Below are 22320 nucleotides of genomic sequence, written 5' to 3'. Positions count from 1 at the left end.
CACGCAACGAGATTAACGCTCAGGTAACTGGCTTTCCTAAGCTTTACGCCATTTGTGTGGTGTATCCCTGTCCCTTCAGGGAGGGGGAATGCGCCAGGTCTTTGCAAGGATTGCAGCCGGAATGTTCCTAGCCGCGAAGCACGGCTGGGAGGCAGCGATTCGGCGCGGACCGGTGCTGTGGCTCACCTTGTGCGGCGTGTTGCTGGTCGCCGGGATTTTCGCGGTGACCGCGATGGCCGTCGGCGAATTTCGTGAACGTACCCTGGCCAACCGCGAGCGCGAGCTCGAGAACACCGTGCAGCTGATCGCGCGGCATTTCGATCAGCAATTCGAAGATTCCGACGTCGTCGCCGCCGACGTGATCGGGCAGATGAATCTGCCGGAGATCAGTTCGGCCGCGATGTTCCGCGAGCGCATGTCCGGACCCGCGACGAACCAGATGCTGCGGAGCAAGATCAGCTCCGTGTCTTACCTCGGCGACATCGCGATCTACGATGCCGACGGCGAACTGATCAACTGGTCGCGGGCCCAGCCGCTGCCCAAGATCAACATCACCTCGCGCGGATACTTTCAGACGTTCAAGTCCAATCCGACGGCCGAACCAGTGATTCTGGAGTCGGTCCGCAGCTTCATCATCGGAAAATGGACCACGGTCGTCGCGCGCCGGCTGAACGGCGCGGACGGCAGCTTCTATGGCGCGCTGGTCCGCCGGATTGATCCAGACAGCTACCAGAACTATTTCGCGTCCGTCGCGCTTGCTGAGGGCACGGCGATCTCGCTGTTCGACCGCAATGGCAAGATGCTGTCGCGCTACCCGCATGTCGAAGAGCTGATCGGCAGGGACTTCAAGGACGCGCCGCTGATGCGCAAGATGCTGACCGAAGGTGGCCGGCACACCCTGCGCGTCAAGGGCCCGATCGACGGCGACGAGCGCCTCGGCTCCGGGGCCTCGCTGTCGCATTTCCCGCTGGTCATCGTCGCGACCAACACCACGAAAGCCGCGCTGGCCGACTGGCGGCAGCAGACCGGTTTCATGGTCACCACCGCCGCGCTTTCGGCCACCGTGATTGCGCTGATCCTGTTCCTGATCGTTCGCCAGATCAACCGGCAGAACCGCGAGGCGCAGCAGCGGCTGGAAGCGGAGCGAGGGCGGCTCGACACCGCCTTGAACAACATGTCGCAAGGGCTGATCCTGTACGATGCCGCAGGCTACATCGTCACCTGCAACCGCCGCTACGCCGACATGTTCGGCCTCTCTCACGACGTCATCAAGCCCGGCTGTCACATCCGCGAGGCGATGTATCACCGCAAGGAGCGCGGCGCGTTCGAAGGCGATGTCGAGGCATTTTGCGCCGAGGTCATGAGGATTGTCGCGGAGGGCACCGTCTCCACCAGAAGCCATCACTTGCCGAGCGGCCGCGCTTTCCAGGTCATCAACACTCCGCTCGCGCAGGGCGGATGGGTGGCCACGATCGAAGACATCACCGAACGCCGCAAGCTGGAGCAGGAACGCGACCGCAACTACATGTTCCTGCGCGAGATCATCGACCACATCCCGTCGCAGATCACGGTGAAGGATGCTCAAACGCGGCAATATCTGCTGGTCAACCGGACAGCCGAAGAGCAATTCGGCCAATTGAGTGAAAACATCGTCGGCAAGACTCCCTTCGATATCTACCCGGATGCATCCGCCAGGATCGTCACGGACGACGACAGCAAGGCGCTGAAGGCGGGCGGGGGATTGTTCAAGGACGAGCATGCCTGGCAGAGCCAGGCCAAGGGGATGCGCTACATCACCTCGACCCGGATCGGAATCCGTGACGAATCCGGCGAGCCGCGTTACCTCATCAACGTCGTCGAGGATGTCACCGAACGGCGGCGCGCCGACGAGAAGATCGCGCATATGGCGCATTACGATGCGCTCACCGATCTGCCCAACCGGACGCTGTTCCGCGAGCAGATCGAGCGCGAACTGGAGAAAATCGGCGGCGGAAATCAGTTCGCGCTGCTCTATATCGACGTCGACGAGTTCAAGGGCATCAACGATTCGCTCGGTCATCACGTCGGCGACGAGCTGTTGAAGGGTATCGCGGCCCGCATCCGCGGCTGCCTCGGACCGGGCGACCTGATCGCGCGGCTCGGCGGCGACGAATTCGCGGTGATCCAGACCGGGATCGAGTCATCCGCCGACGTGGTGTCATTCGTGATGCGGATCTTCGAGGCGATCCGCCGGCCCTATCATTGCTTCGGTCATCAGCTCTCCACCGACGCCAGCATCGGCATCGCGATGGCGCCGCAGGACGGCACCGATCTCGACCAGCTCATCAAGAATGCCGATCTCGCGATGTACGGCGCCAAGGCCGAGGGCCGCCGCACCCACCGCTTCTTCGAGCCGGAGATGGATGCGAGCGCCAAGGCGCGCCTGAGCCTGGAGCAGGATTTGCGCCAGGCCCTGGTGAACGGCGGCTTCGAGATCCACTATCAGCCGTTGGTCGACCTGCGCACCAACGAGGTCACGGGCTGCGAGGCGCTGCTGCGCTGGCGGCATCCCCAGCGCGGCATGGTGTCGCCGGCCGAGTTCATCCCGATTGCCGAGGACACCGGCCTGATCAACGAGCTCGGCGACTGGGTGCTGCGCATGGCCTGCAACGAGGCCGCGACCTGGCCAGCGCATGTGCGCGTCGCGGTCAACGTCTCGCCGGTGCAGCTCAAATGCGAGACGCTGGCGCTGCGGATCGCCGGCGCGCTCGCGGATTCCGGACTTGCCCCGTGCCGGCTCGAACTCGAGATCACCGAGGCCGTGCTGATCCGCGACGACGAGGCGGCGCTCTCGATCCTCCACCAGCTCCGCGCCATCGGCGTGCGCATCGCGCTCGACGATTTCGGCACCGGCTACTCCTCGCTCAGCTATCTGAAGCGCTTCCCGTTCGACAAGATCAAGATCGACCGCTGCTTCGTCGCTGATATCGCCGAGGCGAGCGGCGCGCCCGTGATCGTGCAGGCGGTGGTGAACATCGCCGCCGCCAGCAACATGACCACGGTCGCGGAGGGCGTCGAGACCGAGGCGCAGCGCGAGATGCTGCGCGCGCTCGGCTGCACGGAGATGCAGGGCTATCTTTTCAGCAGACCGAAGCCGGCCTGCGAAGTGCGACAGCTGTTCGGCCCAAACCATACCTTGCCGGTGGCGGCGGTGGCCTGACATGGCGAAGCCGGGGAAAACGTCAGCCAAGACGGTCGACGTTGCGGATTCCTATGCCGTGCGGCTGATGCAGCATCTGGTGGTGCCGACCTTCGTGATCGACCCCAAGCGCCGCGTCGTGATCTGGAACAGAGCCTGCGAGCGGCTGACCGGCGTCGCCGCCTCCGAGGTGATCGGTACCAACAAGCACTGGCAGGCCTTCTACGAGACCAGGCGCCCTTGCCTCGCCGACATCGTCGCGCTCGACCGCCCTGAACAGCTGCCGGAGTTCTATTCCGAATATGCCGCGCGCGGCCATAACGGGCTCGGCTTCAGCGCCGAGAATTGGTGCGTGATGCCGAAGCTCGGCAGCCAGCTCTATCTCGCCATCGACGCCGGCCCGATCCACGACGAAGCCGGCCATCTGATCGCGGTGGTGGAGACGCTGCGCGACCTCACCGACCAGAAGCGCGCCGAGATGGCCCTGAAGGAGCTTGCCACCAAGGACGGGCTGACCGGCCTGTCGAACCGCCGCGCGTTCGACCAGATGCTGATGAGCGAATGGGCCCGCGCCCAGCGGACGCAGAAGCCGATGGCGCTGCTGTTTGTCGACGTCGATCATTTCAAGCTGTTCAACGACCGCCACGGCCACCAGAGCGGCGACGAATGCCTGCGCGCGGTCGCGTCCGTCGTCAGCCGCTATGCCGTACGCCCGCTCGATCTCGCCAGCCGTTATGGCGGGGAGGAATTCGCGCTGATCCTGCCGGACATGGATTGCGATGCCGCCTGCGTCATCGCGGACGAGATCCGCTGCGCCGTGATGGCCTTGCGGATTGCCCATGGCGCCATCGGGGCCGGCGACCACGTCACCCTGAGCGTCGGCGTCGCCAGCCACATTCCCGGCGAAACCGACGGCAGCCCCGACCGGCTGCTGGGCGCCGCCGACCAGGCGCTCTATGCGGCCAAACGGCTCGGCCGCAACCGCGTCTTGTGCTCCGAACGGCTGCTCGCCGAGTTCGCCAAGCTCGGGCGGGACGGCGTGCCGGTTCCTGGCCGCGCGACCCGTAAATCAGCCTAGCCCAAATCGGCCTGACAGAAGACGGCGGAAGCGGTTGCCCGCCCCCCGCCAATCAGCTAAATGAACCTCGACTAGCACCCGTAGCTCAGCTGGATAGAGCGTTGCCCTCCGAAGGCAAAGGTCACACGTTCGAATCGTGTCGGGTGCGCCAGTCCGCTGGTCGTTTTTTCAGACCGACCCTCAATTCAGCATCGAGATGATCGCCTGGACCTGGTCAGAAGCCGACGTGACCAGTCCGTCGTATGACGTCTGGCCGTGTGCGGCGGCCTTCAGGATGCATTCGGCGACGGCCGCTTTCAGGCCGAAGACCGACTGATCGGGCGGCACGCTTGCCATCACGGCCTCCAGGGCCTGACGCATCGTTCGAATGAGTTCGGAGCTGTATTGCATGGGCTGTCCTCCGCGACCTCATATTAGATCGCATGCCCGTGCTTGCCACTCACAAGCCTGAGATTGCTCGGTGAATCACACATCACCTCGCGCTTCTAATCCCTCAATTGTATCATCTTGCCATGAGCGAATCCGACATGGTGGCCGGCGAGACCTCGCCCGTCCGCAAGATCATCCATATCGACATGGATGCCTTCTACGCGTCCGTGGAACAGCGCGACAATCCGGAGCTGCGCGGCAAGCCGGTCGCGGTCGGAGGCTCCGCGGAACGTGGAGTCGTCGCGGCCGCAAGCTATGAGGCCCGCGAGTTCGGCGTTCGCTCCGCCATGCCGTCCGTGACGGCGAAGCGGCAATGTCCCGATCTGGTCTTCGTCAAGCCGCGCTTCGAGGTCTACAAGGCAATCTCCAGGCAGATCCGCGACATCTTCGCGGAGCATACGCCCATCATCGAGCCGTTGTCGCTCGACGAGGCCTATCTCGACGTGACCGAAAACCTGCAAGGCATCCCGCTGGCGCGCGACATTGCGCTCAAGATTCGCGAGAGGATCAAGGCCGAGACGGGCCTCAACGCTTCCGCCGGCATCTCCTACAACAAGTTTCTGGCCAAGCTCGCCTCCGATCATCGCAAGCCCAACGGTCAGTTCGTGATCTCACCGGAGATGGGACCCGCCTTCGTCGAGACCCTGCCCGTCGGAAAATTCCATGGGATAGGCCCGGCCACGGGCGCGAAGATGAACGCGCTCGGCATGTTCACCGGTCTCGATATTCGTCGTCAGACGCTGGAGTTCATGAATGCCAATTTCGGCAAGTCGGGCGCCTATTACTACTGGATCTCGCGCGGCGTCGACGAACGGCCGGTCCGGGCCAACCGGATCCGCAAGTCCATCGGCGCGGAGACCACGTTCTCGAGCGATCTCACCGAATTCGACGCGCTGGTCGCCGAGCTCAAGCCGCTCGTCGACAAGGTGTGGCGCCATTGCGAGGCGACCGGCAGCCGTGGCCGCACCGTCACCTTGAAGATCAAGTTTGCCGACTTCGAGATCATCACGCGCAGCAGGTCCGCTCTTTCGCCGGTTGCAGGCCGCGACGATGTCGAGCGGCTGGCCTGCGGCCTGCTCGAAGCCGAGATGCCGCTGCCCAAGAGCGTCAGGCTGCTGGGGGTCTCGCTGTCTTCCCTCCAGGCCGGGGACGATGCGGAGCCGCCGCAGCTGACTCTCGGCATCTGAACCAAACTGACGGGCTTTCGGCGGACGCAGACAGCCACACAGAGCGCGCTCACCACGCGAATCTACGGTGGCGGGTTTTCAGACTCGCCACCGAAGGTCGATCCGCCGGGGCCGATCAATGCCTCACGTGCTCGAACACCACGATCACGCCGGTCGGCTCGGGCTCGTGCGCCATCAGGCGCGTCAGCTCGGAATCGCCCCAATCGGCGAGGCTGACGACTTCGCCGCTCTGGCGCTCGGTGCCGGGGGGCGCCGTAGGCTCGACGACCTTCAGTCCGGTCTCATCGACGAAGAAAGTGTGCTCGCCGAACATGCTGTTGAGCTGCGGCATGGCGGGATGCTCGTCGGGCAGCACCTGAGCGCCGAGCTGGTTGACGGTCTGCTTCACCTGTTCGGATGTGAGCTTCATGAGCTGCTCCGTTTCTGTCACGTCGGTTTCATTGAGGTAAGCCAGAGCGGGCGTTCCCTGCGCCGATGTTCGCCTGGCCCAATCTCCCGAACAGGTGCTACGCACAAATGTTCCGGAGAAATGCATTTCGTGATCGCGCGTCGCGTCTGCCGCGCTTGCGGCACCAGATCGCCACAGGATGCACATGATTCGACATCCCAAGAGCCGAATTCCAAGAGCTGAATTCGCTACTCGCTTCTGTTCTCGCCGACGGACAGCGCACAGATGCGTGACAGATATGTGTAGGACAGCCCGGTCTCCTCGGCCCAGGCGTTGAACTGCGCCTGCACCTTTGCCAGATCGCCCTTCGACTTGACCTCTTCGGCGATGTCGAGACCGGCATCGCGCAGGCACGCCACGACGTCCCTGGACGTCACAAAGCCGTCCCAGCCGACGAACCGCAGCAGCATCTGGCCGGTGTTGCCACCCAACCGGCTGCCGCGCTTGCTCAGGAGATCGAGCAGGCCGATCTGGTCGGACGGCGGCCACTTTGCCAGAAACCGGCCGAAGCTGCCGTGTTCCTTTGCGATCTCCTGGACGAAGGCCGCGTTGTCGCGCACCGACATGATCTTGGCACCGTTGCGCACGATGCGCGCGTCGCGCAGCAGGCCCTCCCAATAATCCTCCGGCTGGAAGGTGAGCTTGGCCGGCTGGAAACGCAGGAAGGCGTCTTCAAACGCCTCCCATTTCGTCTCGATCACGCTCCAGGCAAAGCCCGCGCAAAACACACGCTTCGTCATCTCTGCGAGGATGCGATCGTCGCCGCGTTTGGCGAGGCCCTTCAGGTTGGGCTTTTCGGGCATCAGCTTTTCGAGCGCCTTGGGCCCGCCCTTGCGTTTTTCGGCGCGCGCACGAATGGTCTTGAAGGAGGTCATGGGAAGACGAGCTGTTGGGGACAGGAGCTGTTGAGGATACGCCACGACATCAGAATTCGATGATCCGGTCCAGCCCGGCGACGCTTCGATGCTTGCACCCGCGGATGGGCCGCAGCATACTGCCCGCATTGAATTGGCGAGAGATGCGGCTGGTCTGCGTCTTGCGTTCAGATATTTTGCAATCCCTGAGCATTTTTGACGTCTCACCCCTGGATTTCCAATGCGCTGCCTGGTCGTGGCCGACCTGCACTATTCGCTGCTTCAGCTCGACTGGCTCGTCAGCGCCGCTCCGCAATTCGACCTCGTGATCTTCGCCGGCGATGCGCTCGACATCGGCTCGATGGTGGATTTTCGCGCGCAGATCGTGGTGGTGAAGAAATACCTCGCCCTGCTCGCCGGCAAGACCCGCGTGATCCTGTGCTCCGGCAATCACGATCTCGACGAGCGCAATGCGGAAGGCGAAAAGATCTCGCGCTGGATCTCGGAGGTGCGCGAGTTGGGCATCGTCTGCGACGGTGACAGCCTCACCGTCGGCGACACGTTATTCACGGTGTGCCCATGGTGGGATGGGCCGCTGGTCAAGCAACGTCTCGTCGCGCAGCTCGGCGCCGCTGCGGCCGGCCGGCCGCAGCGCTGGATCTGGATCCATCATGCGCCGCCGGCGAATTCACCGACGAGCTGGGGCGGCAAGCGTTTTTTCGGCGACGTCGAATTGGTGCAATGGATCATGCAGTACCAGCCCTCGATGGTGATCTCGGGCCATGTGCATCAGTCGCCGTTCATTACTGATGGCTCGTGGTTCGACCGGCTCGGCGAGAGCTGGGTCTTCAACACCGGCCTGCAACCCGGCCGCCCCCCGACATACATCGTGCTGGACTTCGATGCGGACAGGGCGTTCTGGCTTGCGGCCGGCGAGGCGCAATGGATCGATCTTGGCGCGCCGCTGCAGCGGCCCGCCGCTCCGATCGCCGCGGCGCCCGACTGGCTCACATTCTTGGATCGGATTGCCGATCCGAGCCTGGCGAGACCTCGAGCGGCGGCAGGTTGATCATGCTCTGGAGCACCTCGCCGACCATGGCCAGATGGGTGCCGTGGCCGGCATATTGCTGCTTGAGATCGGCGAGATAGGTGTTGGCGACATTGAGCCGCTGCGCCAGCATCTTGGCGATCAGAAGCGCCACGCCCGCCTCCTGCCTGAGGAATGAGGCGGCGTCCTCGAATTCGTAGACGACGGAGTCGGAACAGGCCCGTACGGTCGCAGTGTGCGGCTGCCCCAGCAGCACAGACATTTCGCCCAGCACCGCACCGGGCTCGGTTACGGTGGCGACCACCATCTCGCCCTTGAGCACTTCGAGCTTGCCCTGCATCAGCACATAGAGATGACCGGTGGTGCCGCCCTCGGCGACGATCAGCGTGCCGGCCGCGACCTGCCGCTCCGTCCCACCGGTGCAATAATCCAGAACCGCGCGCATCCGACCAAGCTCCCGTCGCAGGGAGATACTAGGGCACGATCGGCGTCGCGTGCTTGCTCAAATTTGTGGCAAGCGCAGCGACCGCAAGAGACGCTTCGCGAGATGGACCGACTGCCAGTCTCCGAGACCAGTGTCCTCGAACCCGGCCTTCTTCGCAAGGCCGCGCATCTCGGCGTTCACGCGCGCGGTCTCGGCTGCAATCATCTCGTGGCCGAGATCGCTCGCGTGCCTCTCCATCGCCGTCATCATGCGGAGGCCGACGCCCTGGCGCTGAAAGCCATCGGCAACGGAGATAGCGAAATCACCATGCCGTGCAGCCGCATCGTAGGCGTATCTGGTTTCGCCGACGATCGTGCCTTGCCCCTCCTGCCTGATCTCGGCGAGCAGGGTGAAATGATCGGGATGGCTGGTCCTGGCGACGCACTCGGCCGCGACCACGGCAATGTCCGCCCGCGCGCCCATGAAGCGCTTGTTGCGCGATGTCGCGGAGAGGCTCGTGAAATAGATCGAGAGGCTCTCGACATCGGACGCGCTGGCCGGCCTGATGCGGAGCGTGGCGTTGGCTTCGGCTGACTCGACAATAGCATCCAGCAATGACTGTGACATGCGCGAGGCTTTCGGCAGGTTGCATCGAATGCAGACCTAGCCGAGACCGCGCGCTTAGCGCTTGGACGGTGTTGCCAATCTTGCGGCCGAAAACGAACAGTTTCGTGCCTCAGTACCGGGCGTCACACGCGAGAGAGTGAAGGCACCTCCTCCGGCACGATCGCCTGGAGCCCGCCGAAGCGGCGCTCGCGGCCATGGAAGGAGGCCAGAGCCGCGGCGAGATCGCCCGCGTCGAATTCGGGCCACATCCGCTCGGTGAAATGCAGCTCGGCATAGGCACCTTCCCAGAGCAGGAAGTCCGACAGCCGTTTCTCACCAGAGGTGCGGATGATGAGATCGACGTCGCGCAAACCGGCCTCGCCGGTGACGAGCTGCGAGAACGCCTCGCGCGTGAGACTCGTCAGCGCCGCCGCCTTCGCCGCCGCGTTGAGAATGGCGTCGCGCGCGGAATAGTCGACGGCGATGCGCAGATGAAGCGTGCTGCCGTGCGCGGTGGCGTCTTCCGCGCGCGCAATCGCATTGGCGATGCCGTCGGGCAAGCGGTCGCGGCGGCCGATCACGGTGAGGCGCACGCCGCTCTTGACCAGGCTCTGCACCTCGTTGGCGAGGTAGAAGCGCAGAAGCGTCATCAGCGCGGCGACCTCGGCCTTCGGCCTGCGCCAATTGTCGGTGGAGAAGGCGTAGAGCGTCAGCGTGCCGATGCCCTGCTTGGGCGCGGCTTCGACGATGCGGCGGATCGCCTCGACGCCGGCCTCATGCCCGCGCACGCGCGACAGGCCGCGCCGTGTCGCCCATCTCCCGTTGCCGTCCATGATGATGCCGACGTGAAGCTTCTCGTTGCGGGACACAAGTTCACTTTGCATTGCAAAGTCTCCGGTCAAAAAAGGGGGAGGATCAGGTCGAGACGATACCGAGGCGGCCGAGCGGCGCCGCCTCGCGGCCGGCGGCCTTGGCGGCGTCGCGCACCAGCCGTTCGAGCACGGCGAGATAGTCGAGGAAGCGGCGGCGGCCGGCCTTGGTCAGGCGGCAGGTCGTGTGTGGGCGATTGCCCTCATAGCCCTTGGTCACCTCGACGAGGCCGGCTTCCTGGAGCACGGCGAGATGCCGGCTGAGATTGCCGTCGGTGAGGCCGCAGAGCTGCTTGAGATCGGCGAACGCCAGACCCTTCGGATGCGCCATCAGCGAGGTCAGAAGTCCGAGCCTCGCCTTCTCGTGGATTACGCGGTCCAGTCCTTCATAAGAGAAGGGTGCACTGTCAATCTTCGACATCATGGTCTCCGGATGCGAAATACAGAATGCCCGCCATCACCGACTGCCCGATCACGAAGGGCAGGCCCATGGTCCAGGGCGACAGCGTATGGGTTTGGCTCGCGAGCACCACCACTGCGAAGCCGGACATGAAATACCAGGCGCCGGCGAGCGCCACGGTGCGCGGCAGCGAGCGGACGGAAGCGAAAATGCCGAGCGACACCAGGATCTGCCACAGACCCGGCAGCAACCACAGCGTTTCGCCCGCGAACTTCCACATCACTACCGCAAGCAGAACACCGGCAACGCCTGCGGGCAGGAACTGCTCGACGGCCTGGTGGATCATCGCATCGGCGAGACCCGAATGATGGCGGCGCGAACGTGCGCGCATCTCGATACCGATCGTCAGGCCGGAGAGCGCGGCGGCAATGAACCAGCCGAGGAAGAAACCGAGCGGCTCGCCGGTGGGATCATCGAGCAACCAGAATTGCAGGATCGCGGTGAGAAACGCGACCGCACCGGTCGCCGCCATCGTCGCCGGGCCGTAGCCCCGGAACGCCGTGCCGGCCGCAATCTGGCTGCGGATCGCCACGATGTCAGCCAGTGCCTTGTCGAGATCGCGCATTGGCAACGCCAAAACCTCGTTCCGCCCATGCTTGCCGGGACTATCGATCCCGTTACTTTGTACCGCAAAGTATATCGGATCGCAAAGTAAAGGCAAGTCCCGACCATCGCCTCTTGACGCTGGTCGTCACCGGACAACTGCCGGTTGCGCGACACCTCCTCCCGCAGATAAGATGCGCGCGTATGCGCTCCGGGGGGAAAGCATGTGGCTTAAGTCATTTATCGTTGCGTCATTATTGCAGCTGAGCGTTGGCAGCGTTGCGCACGCGGCCGGGCCATTCGGCAGCGTCAAAATCGGCAATTGGGTTGGCGGCGCGTTCAGCAATGACGAAACCGGAGCCTTCTCGCATTGTGCCGCGACGGCGCCTTATGCCAACGGCGTCATTCTCGTCGTCGGCCAGAATACTGGGGGCTCGTGGATATTGAGCTTTGCGAGTCCCAGCTACCACTTCAAGCAGGGCGAGAACGCCGCGATCGACGTCATCTTTGACGGACAGGAGCAGGCCAGACTGTTCGCCACGGCCAACCAGACGAACATGCTCAGCTCCGTCATGCCTGCCAACGTGGTACGCGCGTTTCAGAAGGCAAGCCTGATGGTCGCGACGAGCGGCCGCACCGTGTTGAATTTCGACCTGACCTCGGCCGGGCCCGTGATTGCGGCACTGGCCAATTGCGTCACCAAGGTGAAAGCCGACGGCCTGAACAAGGCCGGAGACTTTACGAAGGTTGCGGCAAAGCCGCAGGCCGCGTCCGACAAACAGGCATCCCCGCCGGCCAGCAAGTCCGCCAAAGCCAAAAGCGGTACCGGCTTTGTCGTGAGTGCCAGCGGGCATGTCGTCACCAATAACCATGTGATCAATGGCTGCGTCGGCGACATCAGGGGCAATCTCACGGGCGAAGCCGGGATGGTCTTGCGCGTGGTGTCGAGCGACGCCAACAACGATCTCGCGTTGCTCCAGGCGCCGTCGACGACCACGTTCAAGGAGTTCGCCCGGATCCGCGACCGCTCGATTCGCTCCGGCGATTCCGTCGTCGCGATCGGCTTTCCGTTCCATGGGCTGCTGACTTCGGATTTCACCGTGACGACTGGCATCGTCAGCTCGCTCAGCGGCATGCGCAACGATTCGCGTTTCCTGCAAATCAGTGCGCCGGTGCAGCCCGGCAATAGCGGCGGCCCGCTGTTCGACACCACCGGGCAGATCGTTGGCGTCGTTACGGGAAAGCTGGACGGACTACGGATGGCCGCTGCGACCGGCAACATCCCCGAGAACATCAACTTCGCGATCAAGACCGGCGCGCTGCGCGACTTCCTCGACAACTCCGTGGTGCCCTACCAGACTGCCGAACCGAAGGGCGAAATCAAGACCACCGACATCGCCGGCAACGCGCGGCCGTATACGATGCTGATCTCGTGCAACGGCATCGAGCAAGCTGAGGCGAAGCGGTAGCGGGAACGGCGTCTGCGCGGCCGCGGATGGCGCGAACGCGATCCGGGCTGCCAGTCAAACCGCGAGTTCCTCAATACGGCGCGACGGGACGCGTGCGCCGCGGCTGCCGCGGTTGCGGCACGGACGATTGGCCGTAGGCGACGAGCGGGTTGGGCCCGCAGGCCATGAGCCGGCCCGACACACTGGCCTGACATTGTCCATAGGTGCTGTAGGTGCAATCGCCGGGATACTCGTAGCCGCCGCCCTGGGCGCACCAGGGATAGTCGTGCGCCGCGGCGGGGCTGACGGCGGAGAAGCCGGCAAGGAGTGTCGCGCCGAGGCCCAGCAGTGCCAATTGCGTCTTGCGCATGATCCCAACTCCTATCCTCATAGCGCGAGATACGCGCCATATAATATCAGGTTTAGCCACGTCGTTTTATTCCAGATCGACGGCCGCTGACACGCAAGAAACCTTGATGCGCAAGAAAAAAGCCCTGCCGAACGGGCAGGGCTCCATCACGGACATCACGAGATCGCTACTCGACCTTCAGGCCGGCGAACTCGACGACCTTCTTCCATTTCTCGGTTTCGGCCTTGATCTCCTCGCCGAACGCCTCGGGCGTCTGCGCCCGCGGCTCGCCGCCGAGCTCGACCAGCCGCTTGGCCATGTCCGGCTCCTTTATCAGCGTGTTGATCTCGCTGTTGAGCTTGGCGATGATCTCCTTGGGCGTGTTCTTCGGCGCACCCATGCCGAACAGCGCGCTCGCCTCGTAGCCCTTCACGGTCTCTCCGATCGCCGGCACGTCGGGCAGCTGCGGCGAGCGCTCCGCCGTGGTGACGCCGATGGCACGGAGCGAGCCGGAACGGATGTGCTGGATGATCGAGGGCATGTTGTCGAAGATCACCTGCACCTGACCGCCGAGCATGTCGGTGATCGCGGGCGCGGCGCCGCGATAGGGCACGTGCTGCATCTTGCAGCCGGTCAGCGCCATGAACATCTCGCCGGACAGATGCACCGAGGTGCCGTTGCCGGAGGAGGCCATGTTGACCTTGCCGGGATTGGCCTTCACGTATTCGATGAACTCGGCGACGGTCTTGGCCGGCACGTCCTTGTTGACGGTCATCACGTTCGGCACGCGCTGGAACGAGGCGACCGGCGCGATGTCGCGCACGAAGTTGAACTTCAGGTTGGTGTAGAGCGAGGCGTTGATGTAGTTGGCCGGATTGACCAGCTGCAGCGTATAGCCGTCGGGCTCGGCGTTGACGACCGATTCGGTGGCGATATTGTTGCCGGCACCCGGCTTGTTCTCGATCACGAATTGCTGGCCGAACTTCTCCGACAGCCGCTGACCGATCAGCCGCGCCAAGATGTCGGTGGCCCCGCCCGGCGGATAGCCGACCACCCATTTCACCGGGTGGGTCGGATAATCGGCGGCAAAGGCCTTCGACAGCGGGCTGGCTGCAAGCGGACTGGCGGCGAGCAGGCTCAGCGCGGTACGGCGAGTGATCATTTCAAGGGTTCTCCCAACGTGTTGTTCTTGAAGCCAGATAGCTTGAAAATGGCGTCGGCGCGGTTGTAACAAAGCTTGCCGCAGGCGGAAAGTGCACGGGGCGCATCACGACGAAAGGATAAGGCATGAAAGGATAAGACATGGCGGTCAAGGTCGAAGCCCTCGATCATCTCGTGATCAACGTGGCGGACGTCGCGGTGACCGCCGCGTGGTACGGCAAGATTCTCGGCATGGAAGTCAAGGCGTTCGACCCCGGCGGCGGCAAAGCGCCGCGGACTTCGTTGCAATTCGGTAACCAGAAGATCAACGTCCGGCCGCGCGATGCCGACAAGGTGGAGTGGTTCACCGCGGACCACCAGACCGCCGGCAGCGAGGACCTGTGCTTCCTCACCTCCGCCAGCCCCGACGAGGTGGTGGCGCATTTGAAGGCACATGGCGTCGCGATCGAACAAGGCCCGGTTCTCAAGCAGGGCGCCCGCGGCACCCTGCGGTCGGTCTATTGCAGGGATCCGGATGGCAGCCTGATCGAGATTTCGTCGTATGAGGACGGCAGCCGGTAAGGCCGAGCCGCCTGCCCCACACACCGTCCCATGAGGGCGGAGAGAGCAGGAAGACGCAATCATCAAAACGCAGCCGCCAGCAAGATGCAGGCTGCACGGGAGGACATATGCCGAATTCGCAAGCCGCCGCAGGAACCGTGGGCCCCTTCGACGGACTCGACGTGCCCTGGTTGCTGAAGATGCGGGCTGAGGTGCGCAGCTCACATCCGTTCCTGATCTGGGCGCCGTTCGACGCGCCTGCGCGGCGCTGGAGCTATGGCGAGTTTCACGAGCGGGTCGGCGCGCTCGCGGCGAGACTGGCGAAGCGCGGCGTGAAGCCCGGCGAATCTGTGCTCATTCATCTCGACAATTGCATCGAGGCGCTGCTGGCCTGGTTTGCCTGTGTCGAACTCGGCGCCATCGCGGTGACCACCAACACGCGCTCGGCACCGGCCGAGCTCGACTATTTTGCCGATCATTGCGGGGCGGTCGCCGCGATCACGCAGCCGGCCTATGCCGAGATCGTCGCGCAGAATTGCCGCAACATCCGCTGGATGGCGGTGACCTCGCACGATTCGGGCGCGGCGCCCGCGCAAGCGAGCCCGCGCGGCGATAGTTTCGAATCGCTATTCGCCGACAGCGCCGACCGTCCCAGGCGCGCAATCGATCCGCGCGCGCCGTGCAGCGTGCAATACACCTCGGGCACGACATCGCGCCCCAAGGCGGTGCTGTGGACCCACGCCAACGCACTGTGGGGCGCCAAGATCAACGCCGCGCACGAAGACCTGCACGCAAACGACGTGCACCAGGCCTATCTGCCGCTGTTCCACACCAACGCGCTGGCCTATTCGATGCTGGCGACGCTATGGGTCGGCGCCACCTGCGTGATCCAGCCGCGCTTTTCCGCCAGCCGGTTCTGGGGCGCCGCGCGCGAGCACGGCTCGACCTGGACTTCGACGATCCCGTTCTGCATGAAGGCGCTGCTCGAGCAGGAGATCCCGCGCGATCACAAATTCCGTCTGTGGGGCACCGCGATCAACGAGCCGCCGGCCTTCGCCGCCTTCGGCGTCAAGATCATCGGCTGGTGGGGCATGACCGAGACCATCACCCACGGCATCGTCGGCGAAATCGACCAGCCCAACATCCCGATGTCGATCGGCCGCGCCGCGCCGGAATATGAAATCCGTATCACCGACGACGACGGGCGGCCGACCGAAATCGGCGGCACCGGAAATCTCTCGATCAAGGGCATTGTCGGCCTGTCGCTGTTCGCCGAATATCTGCACAACGAAAAGGCGACGCGCGAGAGCTTCGACGAGCACGGCTTCTTTCTCACCGGTGACCGCGTGGTGCGGCTGGAGAACGGCTACATCCGGTTCGGGGACCGCAGCAAGGACATGCTCAAGGTCGGCGGCGAGAACGTCGCCGCGTCCGAGATCGAGCAGGTGGTCGCGCTCGTTCCCGGCGTGCGCGAGGCCGCCGTGGTGGCGAAGACGCATCCAATGCTGGACGAGGTTCCGGTCGTCTTCATCATCCCGCAGGGTGGCGTCGCCGGTGCGCGGCCTGATCTGCACGAGGCCGTGATGGCCGCCTGCCGCACCGGCCTCGCCGACTTCAAGGTGCCGCGCGAGATCCACTTCGTCGACGACATGCCGCGCTCGACGCTGGAGAAGGTGGCGAAGGCGGAGCTGAGGAAGATGGTGGGGTAAAGCATAGAGATCGTAGGGTGGGTTAGCCGAAGGCGTAACCCACCAACTTCGTCCGGCAAAATGCGGAAGCATGGTGGGTTACGCTACGCTAACCCACCCTACGCAGCGAGATCAGAACGACCCCAGCGCCACCGGGCGGAACGCCTGCAACAGCTGCTGGTCCAGCTTGCCGCCCATGCCTTCCATCATCGTAAACGCGCGCGAGTGGGTGAATGGCATGCGATAGGCGCGCTTCTCCACGAGTGCCGCGTAGATGTCGACGATCGTCGTGACCCGCACGATATCGCTGATCTGGTTCGACGAGAGATTGTTGGGATAGCCGGAGCCGTCGAGGAATTCGTGGTGATGCAGCACGACGTCCAGCATCTCCGGCGGGAAGCCGCCTTGGGCTGCGAGCGCGTCATAGCCGCGGCGCGGATGCTGGCGGACTTCGGCCATTTCCTCGTCGGTGAGCTTGCCGGGCTTGTCGAGCAGCGCGGAGGGAACGAAGGCCTTGCCGACGTCGTGCAGCAGTGCGGCACGGGTCAGCCGGCGCTGGTCGTCCTCGCGCATGCCGAGGTGCTGGGCGAAGGAGACCGCAAATCCGGTCACGAACAGGCAGTGGCGGTAGCTGCCGACATGGTGGCAGCCCACCGTGGTGAGCCACTCGCGCAACGAGGAGTGCTTGATCGCCTTCAGGATCTTGCTCTCGGCGGCGATGACGTCGTCGAAGGTCAGGGGCACGCCGAGCGGCAGCTTCTCGAACATCTTCTTCAGCACCGCATGCGCGGCCTCGACGCCGCGATTGAGCGTCTTGCCGCGATCGGTCGCGTCGTAGACGGCGGTGTCGGGGAACGCCGCACGGATGCGCTGCAGGATGTCCTCGGGCTGAAGCGGTCGCGAGATGGTGTCGGTGGCGCCCAGCGCCCAGGCCTGCATGGTGCCGTGATGCAGGGCGTCCGCAAGCACGAACAGACGAGGCATCGCGCGATAGGCATCGCCGCGCAGCTTGTTGCGCACCCGCTGCACGCTCTCGGGCGAACGCAGATTGATGTCGACCACGAGGCCGGAGAGATCGCGCGATGGCTGCTCGGGGAGCTCCTGCGTCGTCACTGTCGCGACGTCGCCGACCGCCTTGAGGATGCTGGCGAGCTCGCTGCTCTCGTCGCTCCGGTCGGAGGCGAGCAGGAGCCGGCGTTTGGCGGCGGGTTTGGCTGAGGCGTTCATGGCTTCCCCAAGAGCACGGGCGTGTTTCGGGCCAAAGCCTAAGCCGGATCAGGTTCTCCGGCCCTTAAGAGGCGTGCTCAATGGAACCCTGCGGAATCAGGGACAATTTTACGGAGTTCGCCTCTTCGGGCGGTTCCAATCAAAAACCTCGAAAACAACCCCATGCACAGTAGAGATGTGCTTGCAAACACAGGGGTTTTTTAACGACAAATCCGCCGGGGCTGCCCCCGGCGGATCAGGTCAGGTCAACAGTCGTAGCGAGCCTTACGCCTTCATCGCGCTCTTCACGGCTTCGGCGGTGATCGGCAGGGCCCGGACGCGGGCGCCGGAGGCGTTGAAGATGGCGTTGCCGATCGCAGGTGCGATCACCGTCACCGCGGGTTCGCCGACGCCGGTGGCCTTCTCGCCATTGGCGATCACGGCGATCGCGACCTCGGGCACCTGGCTCATGCGCAAGGGCGTGTAGCTGTCGAAGTTGGTCTGCTCGATGCCACCGTCCTTCAGCGTTGCCTTCTCGTACATCGCCAGCGACAGGCCCCACAGCGCCGCGCCTTCGACCTGGGCGCGGATGTTGTCGGGATGCACCTGCGTGCCGACGTCGGTGGCGACCGTGAGCTTCTTCACGGTCACCTCGCCCGAGGGCGCGACGGCGACGTGGGCGACGCAAGCCGTCCAGCTTGCGGTCGCGCGTTCCTGCGACGAGACGCAGGCTACGCCCATGCCCTCACCCTTCGGCAGCTTCCTGGTGCCGTAGCCGGCAAGGCCCATCGCGGCGAGCAACGTGTTGCGCAGCCGCTGCGCGCCGCCGTCGTTCTTGCCGGCGCCGTCGAGCAGCGAGATGCGGAACTGGGCGGGGTCCTTGCCAGCCGCAGCCGCGATCTCGTCGATCATGCTCTCGACCGCCCAGAAGGTCCAACCCGGCGCGACCGAGCGGAGCTGGCCGGACGGCGTGGCGTTGTGCGCCATCTCGTTCTTGATCGCGCGCACATGATGGTTGGGCACGGTGTAGAAGAAGTCGGCCCCGTTCACCGTGAAGGAGTCGAGCGGACCCTTCTTGTCGACCGAGGGCGTCAGGAAATCGGGAATGCCCCAACGTTGGGTCGGCCAGGCCGAAACCACGTCGTGGCTGAGCGCGACGAGCTTGCCGTCGCCGTCCACGCCCGCCTTCACTTTTTGATAGGTGAGCGGACGCGAGAAATCCATCGTCATGTCGTTCTCGCGCGTGTAGATCACCTTCACCGGCTTGCCGATCGCCTTGGCCGCCTGCACCGCCGGAATCATCATGTCGGCATCGAGCCTGCGGCCAAAGCCGCCGCCGAGCCACATCTGATGCATGACGACGAATTTCGGATCGATCCCGGCCGCACCCGCCGCGATCGCACCGGAGCGCGTCGCGAACTGGTTGCCGGAATAGATGTGCAGGATCTCGCCCTTGAACTCCGCCGTGGCGTTCATTGGCTCCATCGGTGCATGGATATTGATGCTGGTGGTGTACTCCGCCTCCAGCACCTTGGCCGCCGTGCCGAACGCCGCCGCGGGATCGCCGTCCTTGACGAAGAACTGGCCGGAATCCTCCTGCTTCTGAAGCCGCATGGCCTCGTCGAGCAGCGACTGGCTCGACACTTTCGCGTTCGGACCGCCGTCATAGGCAATCTTGAGCGCCTGCGCCGCCTTCTTGGCATTGGCATAGGTGCCGGCGACTGCGACGACCCAGCCCGAGGTCGTTCCGGTCTTGTCGTCGAGGGTGACGGCCTTGATGAAGCCCGGCACTTTCTTGGCGGCACTGTCGTCGACCGACTTGACGGTGGCGCCGAAGCGCACCGGAGGCGTCACCACCGCGCCATAGGCCATGCCCGGCAGCATCACGTCGATGCCGTATTTGGCTGTGCCGTTGGTCTTGGAGGGGATGTCGAGCTGCGGCACCGACACGCCGATCATGGTGTATTGATCCGGCGTCTTCAGCACGATCGCCTTGAGCTCGTCCGGCGTGAAGGTTTTTGTCGCCTTGCCGCTCTTGACGACATCGGCGAACGACATCGTCTTCTTTGACTTCGGATGCAAGATCATGGAATCGCGCACCACCAGTTCCGACGCCGGCACGCCCATCGCGGCGGCCGCGCCTTCCGTCAACGCCATCCGTCCGGCGGCGCCGGCCCGGCTCATGGCGTCGAAGTTCATCATGGTCGACCAGCTGCCGCCGGTGATCTGTGCGCCCAGCACGGGATCGTTGAACTTCGGATCGTTGGAGGCAAGCTGCACCCGCATGTCGCTCCACTTCGCGCCCAGCTCTTCGGCCACGATCTGCGCCATGGTGGAGGCGATGTGCTGGCCCATGTCGGCCTTGCCGCAGGTCACGGTGACGAGACCATCGGGCGCGATCGCGTACCAGACGCTCGGCTCGAAGTTCTGGGGCGCCGCGAGCGCCTCACCGATGCCGGGCACGCCGGCATAACCGAGCACGAGGCCGGTTGCCGCGGTGCCGACCAGGAAGGAGCGGCGGCTGAGATCTGTCGTTTCGGCTGTGACGCTCTTGATGTGCTTATTCATGTGGGCCTCCGCTCGTTGCCGGAGGCGGATGCGGTGCGCATCTCGGTTGCGGCGCGCATGATTGCCTTCTGGATCCGCGAATAGGTCATGCAACGGCAGAGATTGCCGTCCATATGTGCCACGACCTCTTCCTTGGTCGGGTTGGGATTTTTCGCCAGCAGCGAGGCCGCCTGCATGATCTGCCCGGACTGGCAGTAGCCGCATTGCGGCACCTGCTCGGCGATCCACGCCTTCTGCAAGGGATGGTCGCCCTTGGCGGCGAGGCCTTCGATGGTGGTGATCTTCTTGCCGGCGACATCGCCGACCATGGTCTGGCACGAACGCACGGCTTCGCCGTTGACGTGGACGGTGCAGGCCCCGCACAGGCCGGCACCGCAGCCGAACTTGGTGCCGGTCATCTGCAATTGCTCGCGGATCGCCCAGAGGAGCGGCGTGTCGTTCGCCGCATCCACGGACAGACTCCGCCCGTTGATGGTGAGAGTTGGCATAGGCGTCTTCCCCTGCCGGTGCATGAAGCCGCTTACGGCGGCAACTTGTGTTGACGGACGCCCACCGGGCCGGCGCCAGCCTTGATCGCAAGAATGATCGGGTTCAGGCGCGGAGGCAAATGCAATTTGGAATCGATCGAAACAAACGCAGCGCGCGCATCTTGTGCGTTGCGAGAACGGCGATGGTGCAGCCACTGAACGCAAACAGAAAGCGCGTCAGACATGCGTGCTATCGCGTCGAGGCAGTTTCTTCGAGGTAACTTGGCGGGCTAGAGTACGAGCGCCACGTTGGTCGTCCCTTCTCCCCTTGTGGGAGAAGGTGGCATAGGCGGCCTTCGGCCGCCGTTCTAAAATAGACGCCGAAGCGAAGCTTCGGCTACGGCGCCGGATGAGGGGTTCTCTCCGCGAACTCACTGGATCGTGGGCGGATAGAACCCCTCACCCGTCTCGCCGCTATCGCGGCGAGCCACCCTCTCCCACAAGGGGAGAGGGAAACAAAAACAAGGGTGGGCAGAATGCCTGGGATCGATCGGGACGGCGTCAAAATCTACTACGAGGTCCATGGCGAAGGTCCGCCGCTGCTGCTGACCCACGGCTACTCATCGACCTCGGCGATGTGGCATGGGCAGGTCGAGGCGCTCGCGAAGGACCACAAGCTGATCTTGTGGGACATGCGCGGTCACGGCCAGTCCGACTATCCCGACGATCCCGCCGCCTACAGCGAAGCGCTCACCGTCGGTGACATCGCGGCGATCCTCGATGCGGTCGGCACTGAGCGCGCCATCGTCGGCGGACTATCGCTCGGCGGCTACATGTCGCTCGCCTTTGCTCGCGCGCATCCAAAGCGCGTCCGTGCGCTGCTGATCATCGACACCGGCCCCGGCTTCAAGAAGGACGACGCACGCGAGGCCTGGAATGCGCGGGCGCTCGCCACTGCCGACAAGCTCGACCGCGAAGGGCTCGACGTGCTGAAGGCGTTAACGCGCGAGCGCGCCACCGCGCGCCATCGCAATGCCAGGGGATTGGCGCTCGCCGCACGCGGCATGCTGACCCAGCGCGATGCGCAGGTGATCGAGCTGCTGCCGGAGATCAGGGTGCCCAGCCTGATCGTGGTCGGTGCCGACGACACGCCGTTCCTCGCCGCGTCGGACTACATGGCCGCGAAAATTCCCGGCGCGCAAAAGGCCGTGATCGCCGCCGCCGGACATGCCGTCAACATCGACCAGCCGCAGGCTTTTGTTGACGCGGTGCTGCCTTTCCTGAAGAACTTGCCGGAATAGGACGATCGGACGGGAACACAGGCAATGAAGCGAGCGATGTTGGCTGCGGGCGCGGTGTTGCTGTCAGTATCCGCGCAAGCCGAGCAGTTCGGCGGGACACCACCCCGCCTGCCCTTCGTCGCGACCTTGTCGAACAACACGCCGCTCGCCTTCGGCATGGATGCAGGGCAGACCGCGCGGGCGCTGGGGCAACCGCTGCAATATGTGCGCGGACGTCCCGGCAACGAGATCTATCTCGCGCTTCGCAACATCGGCGGCAGCGGACTGATCCCGTACCGTCACCGCCTGTTCCTGCAGTTCCGTCATGGCCGGCTGGCGGGATGGAAGGAGGATTACGGCGAGAACTGGATGTGGGAGTGAGAGTGGCTTTTCATGACGCAGAGCAATCCTCTCTGCGCCATCATGCGTTGAAGCTGCCACATCGTCATGGCCGGGCTTGTCCCGGCCATCCACGGTCTTTCCTGCCTC

Annotated in this window: 23 protein-coding genes and 1 tRNA gene; 10 read left to right on the top strand and 14 right to left on the bottom strand. The window is 64.3% G+C overall.

Going from position 1 to position 22320, the window contains the following annotated elements; all coding sequences use genetic code 11:
- Positions 1-88: 88 nt before the first annotated feature.
- From AC0L20_RS09950 to AC0L20_RS09940, 3 genes are all read left to right on the top strand, one after another.
- Positions 89-3199 carry a bifunctional diguanylate cyclase/phosphodiesterase gene (locus AC0L20_RS09950; RefSeq protein WP_473288364.1) on the top strand — a complete coding sequence of 1037 codons (3111 nt, stop codon included), beginning with the start codon at positions 89-91 and terminating at the stop codon, positions 3197-3199.
- A 1-nt stretch (position 3200) separates the two neighbouring features.
- A complete protein-coding gene (locus AC0L20_RS09945) occupies positions 3201-4256 on the top strand; it encodes a sensor domain-containing diguanylate cyclase (RefSeq protein ID WP_473288363.1) in 1056 nt (351 codons plus the stop codon).
- 74 nt (positions 4257-4330) lie between these two features.
- Positions 4331-4407 (top strand) — tRNA-Arg (locus tag AC0L20_RS09940).
- A gap of 29 nt (positions 4408-4436) precedes the next feature.
- Here the strand turns inward: AC0L20_RS09940 and AC0L20_RS09935 are convergent.
- Positions 4437-4646, bottom strand: a complete 210-nt coding sequence (locus tag AC0L20_RS09935; protein WP_007598219.1) for a hypothetical protein — start codon at positions 4644-4646, stop codon at positions 4437-4439.
- A 122-nt stretch (positions 4647-4768) separates the two neighbouring features.
- Here AC0L20_RS09935 and dinB point away from each other — a divergent pair, with 122 nt between their 5' ends.
- Entirely contained in the window at positions 4769-5872 is a 1104-nt protein-coding gene (dinB, locus tag AC0L20_RS09930) for a DNA polymerase IV (RefSeq protein ID WP_473288362.1), read from the top strand.
- Positions 5873-5987: 115 nt separating this feature from the next.
- On the opposite strand, the gene AC0L20_RS09925 is transcribed toward dinB, so the two are convergent.
- Positions 5988-6281 (bottom strand): hypothetical protein, encoded by a 294-nt coding sequence (locus tag AC0L20_RS09925; RefSeq protein WP_007598221.1) that lies wholly within the window; start codon positions 6279-6281, stop codon positions 5988-5990.
- Between the two features lie 227 nt (positions 6282-6508).
- Positions 6509-7195, bottom strand: a complete 687-nt coding sequence (locus AC0L20_RS09920; RefSeq protein ID WP_473288361.1) for a DNA-3-methyladenine glycosylase I — start codon at positions 7193-7195, stop codon at positions 6509-6511.
- Between the two features lie 220 nt (positions 7196-7415).
- On the opposite strand from AC0L20_RS09920, the gene AC0L20_RS09915 reads away from it, so the two are divergent.
- Positions 7416-8243, top strand: a complete 828-nt coding sequence (locus AC0L20_RS09915; protein ID WP_473288360.1) for a metallophosphoesterase family protein — start codon at positions 7416-7418, stop codon at positions 8241-8243.
- On the opposite strand, the gene AC0L20_RS09910 is transcribed toward AC0L20_RS09915, so the two are convergent.
- The 5 genes from AC0L20_RS09910 to AC0L20_RS09890 all read right to left on the bottom strand — a co-directional run bounded on the left by AC0L20_RS09910 (position 8182) and on the right by AC0L20_RS09890 (position 11146).
- Positions 8182-8667 carry a Crp/Fnr family transcriptional regulator gene (locus AC0L20_RS09910; protein ID WP_027566081.1) on the bottom strand — a complete coding sequence of 162 codons (486 nt, stop codon included), beginning with the start codon at positions 8665-8667 and terminating at the stop codon, positions 8182-8184. The two genes, AC0L20_RS09915 and AC0L20_RS09910, sit on opposite strands and share 62 nt — an antisense overlap.
- 57 nt (positions 8668-8724) lie before the next feature.
- Entirely contained in the window at positions 8725-9273 is a 549-nt protein-coding gene (locus AC0L20_RS09905; protein WP_473288359.1) for a GNAT family N-acetyltransferase, read from the bottom strand.
- Positions 9274-9395: 122 nt separating this feature from the next.
- Positions 9396-10136, bottom strand: a complete 741-nt coding sequence (locus tag AC0L20_RS09900; RefSeq protein WP_473288358.1) for a di-trans,poly-cis-decaprenylcistransferase — start codon at positions 10134-10136, stop codon at positions 9396-9398.
- Between the two features lie 31 nt (positions 10137-10167).
- Positions 10168-10542 (bottom strand): winged helix-turn-helix domain-containing protein, encoded by a 375-nt coding sequence (locus AC0L20_RS09895; RefSeq protein WP_007616058.1) that lies wholly within the window; start codon positions 10540-10542, stop codon positions 10168-10170.
- On the bottom strand, positions 10529-11146 hold the full coding sequence (locus AC0L20_RS09890) for a hypothetical protein (RefSeq protein WP_473288357.1): 618 nt from the start codon (positions 11144-11146) through the stop codon (positions 10529-10531). Before AC0L20_RS09890 ends, AC0L20_RS09895 begins: the two co-directional genes overlap by 14 nt.
- 202 nt (positions 11147-11348) lie before the next feature.
- Here AC0L20_RS09890 and AC0L20_RS09885 point away from each other — a divergent pair, with 202 nt between their 5' ends.
- Positions 11349-12593, top strand: a complete 1245-nt coding sequence (locus tag AC0L20_RS09885; RefSeq protein WP_473288356.1) for a S1C family serine protease — start codon at positions 11349-11351, stop codon at positions 12591-12593.
- A 70-nt stretch (positions 12594-12663) separates the two neighbouring features.
- Here the strand turns inward: AC0L20_RS09885 and AC0L20_RS09880 are convergent, their stop codons facing one another.
- Together AC0L20_RS09880 and AC0L20_RS09875 are read right to left on the bottom strand one after the other, a co-directional pair.
- Positions 12664-12942, bottom strand: a complete 279-nt coding sequence (locus tag AC0L20_RS09880; RefSeq protein ID WP_473288355.1) for a DUF3551 domain-containing protein — start codon at positions 12940-12942, stop codon at positions 12664-12666.
- Between the two features lie 166 nt (positions 12943-13108).
- Positions 13109-14083: a Bug family tripartite tricarboxylate transporter substrate binding protein gene (locus tag AC0L20_RS09875; protein ID WP_473288354.1), complete on the bottom strand. Its 975-nt coding sequence runs from the start codon at positions 14081-14083 to the stop codon at positions 13109-13111.
- A gap of 140 nt (positions 14084-14223) precedes the next feature.
- Here AC0L20_RS09875 and AC0L20_RS09870 point away from each other — a divergent pair, with 140 nt between their 5' ends.
- On the top strand, positions 14224-14643 hold the full coding sequence (locus tag AC0L20_RS09870; protein ID WP_473288353.1) for a VOC family protein: 420 nt from the start codon (positions 14224-14226) through the stop codon (positions 14641-14643).
- Positions 14644-14750: 107 nt separating this feature from the next.
- Positions 14751-16331 carry an AMP-binding protein gene (locus tag AC0L20_RS09865; protein WP_473288352.1) on the top strand — a complete coding sequence of 527 codons (1581 nt, stop codon included), beginning with the start codon at positions 14751-14753 and terminating at the stop codon, positions 16329-16331.
- Between the two features lie 111 nt (positions 16332-16442).
- Here AC0L20_RS09865 and AC0L20_RS09860 read toward each other — a convergent pair whose 3' ends face one another.
- The 4 genes from AC0L20_RS09860 to AC0L20_RS09845 all read right to left on the bottom strand — a co-directional run bounded on the left by AC0L20_RS09860 (position 16443) and on the right by AC0L20_RS09845 (position 20796).
- Positions 16443-17537, bottom strand: coding sequence for an HD-GYP domain-containing protein (locus AC0L20_RS09860; RefSeq protein WP_473288351.1), 1095 nt, complete (start codon positions 17535-17537; stop codon positions 16443-16445).
- Positions 17538-17801: 264 nt separating this feature from the next.
- Positions 17802-20084 carry a xanthine dehydrogenase family protein molybdopterin-binding subunit gene (locus AC0L20_RS09855; RefSeq protein WP_473288350.1) on the bottom strand — a complete coding sequence of 761 codons (2283 nt, stop codon included), beginning with the start codon at positions 20082-20084 and terminating at the stop codon, positions 17802-17804.
- Positions 20081-20572, bottom strand: coding sequence for a (2Fe-2S)-binding protein (locus AC0L20_RS09850; protein ID WP_007616069.1), 492 nt, complete (start codon positions 20570-20572; stop codon positions 20081-20083). Before AC0L20_RS09850 ends, AC0L20_RS09855 begins: the two co-directional genes overlap by 4 nt.
- Before the next feature lie 32 nt (positions 20573-20604).
- The gene (locus AC0L20_RS09845) at positions 20605-20796 is read right to left on the bottom strand and encodes a hypothetical protein (protein ID WP_473288349.1); all 192 of its coding nucleotides are present in this window, start codon (positions 20794-20796) and stop codon (positions 20605-20607) included.
- Positions 20797-21087: 291 nt separating this feature from the next.
- Here AC0L20_RS09845 and AC0L20_RS09840 point away from each other — a divergent pair, with 291 nt between their 5' ends.
- Together AC0L20_RS09840 and AC0L20_RS09835 are read left to right on the top strand one after the other, a co-directional pair.
- Positions 21088-21852 (top strand): alpha/beta fold hydrolase, encoded by a 765-nt coding sequence (locus tag AC0L20_RS09840; protein WP_473288348.1) that lies wholly within the window; start codon positions 21088-21090, stop codon positions 21850-21852.
- Between the two features lie 24 nt (positions 21853-21876).
- Positions 21877-22212 (top strand): hypothetical protein, encoded by a 336-nt coding sequence (locus AC0L20_RS09835; RefSeq protein WP_247285157.1) that lies wholly within the window; start codon positions 21877-21879, stop codon positions 22210-22212.
- Positions 22213-22320 lie beyond the last annotated feature (108 nt).

Source organism: Bradyrhizobium sp. Kon58, assembly GCF_055807455.1.
The sequence above is the reverse complement of the archived record's forward strand: the minus strand, read 5'-3'. Positions and strand labels throughout refer to the sequence as shown.

Coding starts and splice junctions, on each gene's coding strand:
- AC0L20_RS09950 (WP_473288364.1), top strand. CDS start 89: ATGCGCCAGGTCTTTGCAAGGATTGCAGCCGGAATGTTCCTAGCCGCG.
- AC0L20_RS09945 (WP_473288363.1), top strand. CDS start 3,201: ATGGCGAAGCCGGGGAAAACGTCAGCCAAGACGGTCGACGTTGCGGAT.
- AC0L20_RS09935 (WP_007598219.1), bottom strand. CDS start 4,646: ATGCAATACAGCTCCGAACTCATTCGAACGATGCGTCAGGCCCTGGAG.
- dinB (WP_473288362.1), top strand. CDS start 4,769: ATGAGCGAATCCGACATGGTGGCCGGCGAGACCTCGCCCGTCCGCAAG.
- AC0L20_RS09925 (WP_007598221.1), bottom strand. CDS start 6,281: ATGAAGCTCACATCCGAACAGGTGAAGCAGACCGTCAACCAGCTCGGC.
- AC0L20_RS09920 (WP_473288361.1), bottom strand. CDS start 7,195: ATGACCTCCTTCAAGACCATTCGTGCGCGCGCCGAAAAACGCAAGGGC.
- AC0L20_RS09915 (WP_473288360.1), top strand. CDS start 7,416: ATGCGCTGCCTGGTCGTGGCCGACCTGCACTATTCGCTGCTTCAGCTC.
- AC0L20_RS09910 (WP_027566081.1), bottom strand. CDS start 8,667: ATGCGCGCGGTTCTGGATTATTGCACCGGTGGGACGGAGCGGCAGGTC.
- AC0L20_RS09905 (WP_473288359.1), bottom strand. CDS start 9,273: ATGTCACAGTCATTGCTGGATGCTATTGTCGAGTCAGCCGAAGCCAAC.
- AC0L20_RS09900 (WP_473288358.1), bottom strand. CDS start 10,136: ATGCAAAGTGAACTTGTGTCCCGCAACGAGAAGCTTCACGTCGGCATC.
- AC0L20_RS09895 (WP_007616058.1), bottom strand. CDS start 10,542: ATGTCGAAGATTGACAGTGCACCCTTCTCTTATGAAGGACTGGACCGC.
- AC0L20_RS09890 (WP_473288357.1), bottom strand. CDS start 11,146: ATGCGCGATCTCGACAAGGCACTGGCTGACATCGTGGCGATCCGCAGC.
- AC0L20_RS09885 (WP_473288356.1), top strand. CDS start 11,349: ATGTGGCTTAAGTCATTTATCGTTGCGTCATTATTGCAGCTGAGCGTT.
- AC0L20_RS09880 (WP_473288355.1), bottom strand. CDS start 12,942: ATGCGCAAGACGCAATTGGCACTGCTGGGCCTCGGCGCGACACTCCTT.
- AC0L20_RS09875 (WP_473288354.1), bottom strand. CDS start 14,083: ATGATCACTCGCCGTACCGCGCTGAGCCTGCTCGCCGCCAGTCCGCTT.
- AC0L20_RS09870 (WP_473288353.1), top strand. CDS start 14,224: ATGGCGGTCAAGGTCGAAGCCCTCGATCATCTCGTGATCAACGTGGCG.
- AC0L20_RS09865 (WP_473288352.1), top strand. CDS start 14,751: ATGCCGAATTCGCAAGCCGCCGCAGGAACCGTGGGCCCCTTCGACGGA.
- AC0L20_RS09860 (WP_473288351.1), bottom strand. CDS start 17,537: ATGAACGCCTCAGCCAAACCCGCCGCCAAACGCCGGCTCCTGCTCGCC.
- AC0L20_RS09855 (WP_473288350.1), bottom strand. CDS start 20,084: ATGAATAAGCACATCAAGAGCGTCACAGCCGAAACGACAGATCTCAGC.
- AC0L20_RS09850 (WP_007616069.1), bottom strand. CDS start 20,572: ATGCCAACTCTCACCATCAACGGGCGGAGTCTGTCCGTGGATGCGGCG.
- AC0L20_RS09845 (WP_473288349.1), bottom strand. CDS start 20,796: ATGTCTGACGCGCTTTCTGTTTGCGTTCAGTGGCTGCACCATCGCCGT.
- AC0L20_RS09840 (WP_473288348.1), top strand. CDS start 21,088: ATGCCTGGGATCGATCGGGACGGCGTCAAAATCTACTACGAGGTCCAT.
- AC0L20_RS09835 (WP_247285157.1), top strand. CDS start 21,877: ATGAAGCGAGCGATGTTGGCTGCGGGCGCGGTGTTGCTGTCAGTATCC.